This is a genomic window from Streptomyces sp. NRRL B-24085, assembly GCF_001282115.1.
GTDB lineage: Bacteria > Actinomycetota > Actinomycetes > Streptomycetales > Streptomycetaceae > Streptomyces.
In genome coordinates this window covers 1-3,307 of sequence record NZ_LJBR01000519.1, presented here as the reverse complement: position 1 = coordinate 3,307, position 3,307 = coordinate 1, and the positions used below count along the sequence as shown (strand labels likewise).

The 3,307-nt window shown below is 74.8% G+C and carries 3 protein-coding genes; all 3 read right to left on the bottom strand.

All coding sequences use genetic code 11. From position 1 onward, the window contains the following. The coding region (locus AOJ26_RS44735; RefSeq protein ID WP_234358777.1) for an SRPBCC domain-containing protein at positions 1-634 on the bottom strand (634 nt) is incomplete at its 3' end. A gap of 83 nt (positions 635-717) precedes the next feature. Then, positions 718-2,346, bottom strand: coding sequence for a polyamine aminopropyltransferase (locus AOJ26_RS38415; RefSeq protein ID WP_053852977.1), 1,629 nt, complete (start codon positions 2,344-2,346; stop codon positions 718-720). Positions 2,347-2,434: 88 nt separating this feature from the next. Further along, positions 2,435-2,959, bottom strand: a complete 525-nt coding sequence (locus tag AOJ26_RS38410; protein ID WP_053852976.1) for a DUF2617 family protein — start codon at positions 2,957-2,959, stop codon at positions 2,435-2,437. Between the last annotated feature and the right edge of the window lie 348 nt (positions 2,960-3,307).

The following is a 3,307-nucleotide window of genomic DNA, read 5'->3' as shown; positions in this document are numbered from 1 at the left end:
GGCCGGAGGGTTCCGTGAAGTCGTCTACGTGGGGGGCGGAGGGCTGCTCGGTGGGCTGGTCGGTGGGCTGCTCGCTGGGCTCCTCGGGAGTTTCCACGGCCTCCTGCGCCGCGACGGCTCCCGGGGCCTCGGCGGTCTCCGGGACCTCTGGAGTCTCCGCAGCCTCGGCCGTCTCCGGGGCCGCCGCCGTCCCGGACGCCTCCTCCGGCGTCTCAGGCGTCTCGCCCAGCGCCTCCGCGAAACGGTTCAGCAGGCGTACGACCGCGGAGCCCACCGCGTCCTGGGGGAGTTCCGTGACTCGGCCGTCCGCCGTGGCCGTGCCGTCGAAGACCAGGGTCGTGCCGCCGTCCGTGTCGCGCAGGCGGACGGTGAGGGCGAGCTTGACCGAGCCGGTGCCGCGGGTCTCGGCCGCCTCGCCCTCGACGGCGTAGGAACCGTCGTCCCGTGGAGAGACGCGGACCGCGCCCCGGTAGGTGATGGAGTGGCTGCCGACCCGCACCTTCAGGCGCCCGGCGACGGGCTCGGCGCCGGCGTCCTGCTGGAGCCCGGGAACCGCCCGGGCCACCCTGCCGGGATCCCCCAGGGTCTCCCGCAGCCGCTCGACCGGAACCGGAACGAACACCTCATGCTCCATGGTTGCCGAGCCTACCCAGGGGCGCCGCTCCCGCACCCCCGTTGGTCGAAAGTGACAGCGCCCTTACGCCCCGCCGGCGCGGATCAGTAGCGCGGATGCACCAATGTGGACGCCGCGAGGCCGCCGACCCGGGTCGCCTGTGCCGCTCGGCGCGCCGCCCGCAGGGACTCCGCCGTCAGGGTCGCCGGCCGGGGCCCGCGGGGGTCCAGGGCCAGTGCCGGCCGCCGTCCCCGCGAGGCCAGCACGAAGCCCCAGTCGCGGGGGGCGCGGGACACCCCGGGCGTGCGGCCGGAGCCGGAGTCGGGGCCACGGACGCGGTAGGGGGTGGTGCGCAGGCCCGCCGCGCGCAGGGTCGCGTCCACCGTCCAGAAGACCCGGGGGCGGGAGGAGACCGGGCCCGCGTGCACGACGAACCGGCCGTCGGGGGCCAGGGCGCGGCGGACGAGGCCGTAGAACTCCTGCGAGTACAGCTTGGTGCTCGCGGTGACGCCGGGGTCGGGCAGGTCGGCGATCACCACGTCGTACGACGGCCCCGGCGCCTGCGTCCGCAGCCGGCGGAACGCGTCCGCGGTGCTGACGTGGACGCGCGCGTCGCCGTAGACATGGCCGTTGAGCCGGGAGAGCGCGGGGTCGCGGCGGGCCAGGTCGACCACCGCGGGGTCGAGCGCCACCAGGTCGACCCGCCGGACACCGGAGTGGCTGAGCACCTCGCGGGCGGCGAGGCCGTCTCCGCCGCCGAGGACCAGCACACGCGCGTGGGGGCCGTTCATCGCGGGGTGGACGAGGGCCTCGTGGTAGCGGTCCTCGTCGCGGCCGCCGACCCTGAGCCGGCCGTCGACGTAGAGGTCGAGGGGGCGGCCGTCGGTGCCGCCGGTGAGCGCGACCTCCCGGACGCCGGCATCCAGGGCGACCCGCACGTCCTGGCCGTAGACCGCCTCACGCGCGGCTCGCTCGAAGTCGTCGACGAGGACGGTGGCGGTGGCGAGGACGCCGAGCACGGCGAGGTTGGCGGCCAGCAGCAGCCTGCGGGCCCGGCGGGTCAGGTCGCCGCGGAACAGGCCGAGGACCAGGGCGCCGCCCGCGACCGCGTTGACCGCGCCGGTGAGCATCGCGCCGGTCAACTGGCCCAGCAGGGGCAGCAGGAGGAACGGGAAGGCCAGGCCGCCGACCAGGGCGCCGACGTAGTCCGCCGCGAACAGGTCGGCCACCGCGCCGCCCGCGTCCTGGCGGCGGATGCGCTGGATCAGCTCCATCAGCAGGGGCACCTCGGCCCCGATGAGCAGGCCGATGGCGAGGGAGAAGGCGACCAGGAGCCAGCGCGGACCGCTCGCCCACAGCCCGCCCCAGTCACCGGTCCACGCGAACACGGCGTACAGGGTCATCGCGCTGCACCCGCCGACCAGCGCGAGCAGTGCCTCGAGGGCGCCGAAGGCCGCGGCCGCGAGCCGGCGCAGCCGCTTGGCGGCCAGCGAGCCGATGCCCATCGCGAAGACCATGACGGACAGCACCACGGAGGCCTGGGTGACCGAGTCACCGGTCAGGTACGAGGCCAGGGCGACCAGTTCGAGCTCGTACACCAGTCCGCAGGCCGCGCAGACGAAGACGCAGGCCAGGACGAGGAACCGGCCGACGCCGGGGCGGACCGGCAGCGGCGCGGGCCCGGCCCAGGGCGGCGGAGCGCCGGGCGGGGCGGGGGCGTGCGGCTCGATCACGGTGCGACGTTACGTCACGGCCACGGCACGCTTCGTCACCCACACGTGTGGAAGTGGGAGTGAACCCGGGGGCAGGGGTTTGCGCGGCTCAACCCGACGTCCCCACCGGGACCCTGACCCCGACGCGGGTCCGGGTGGCCACCAACTGCCCGTCCTGCGGGTACGCGTGCCAGGTCCGCCAGTGCACCTGGCCCTCGTGGCGCTGGGCCAGCAGGGCCGTGAACGCGTGCGGGCTGCCGGGGAAGACGCCGGCGAGGCCGTGCGGGTGGTCGGACACCAGCGCGAGCAACTCCTGTGCCCGGCCCGCGAACTGACCCGGCGACAGGGCCTCGACGCGGGCGGCGAACTCGTACTCCCAGTCCCCCACCCGCTTGGCCACGCCCAGCGGCAGCGGCGTGCTGCTGCCGGGGATGCACGCCACCGTCTCCGAACAGGTGCCCCGGTCCTCCTCGAGGAGCACTTGGTGGGACGCGCCGAGGAGTCTCAACTGAAGCTTCGCCCCGGCGATGTCGACGTCGAGCTCGGCGAGGGCGGGAAGCGGCTCACGCCCCAGGGCCCAGGCGAGGTCGGCCGCGCGCGTGTCGGTGTACGAGGTGTTCAGGGTCGTGAGCATGGATCGGCTCCGCTAGCACGCAAAGAAAGGGTGGTGTGGGGTTCCGGCGCACCCGGGCGACTGTGGGGGGATCGGCCCGGTCAGCCCAGTGGGAGGTCAGGACGTGTCCGGAGGACGTCCGAGGGGCTGCGTTGGCGAGTTAGAGGGAATCATGAACGGTGGCGCCGTCACAGCGTTTTTACCCAACTTCGTGGGGTTTCCATCCCTGCGTGGGCTCCCCAGCTCATCTGTTCAACCACGGCGTACGCCACGGCGGCCGGAGCGTGCGCCGGAGCACCGGAGTGAAAAAGCGACAAGCGGGGGCGCGCGGCCCGGCCCAGGTCCGGACCCCACGCCCCCGCTTTCCCC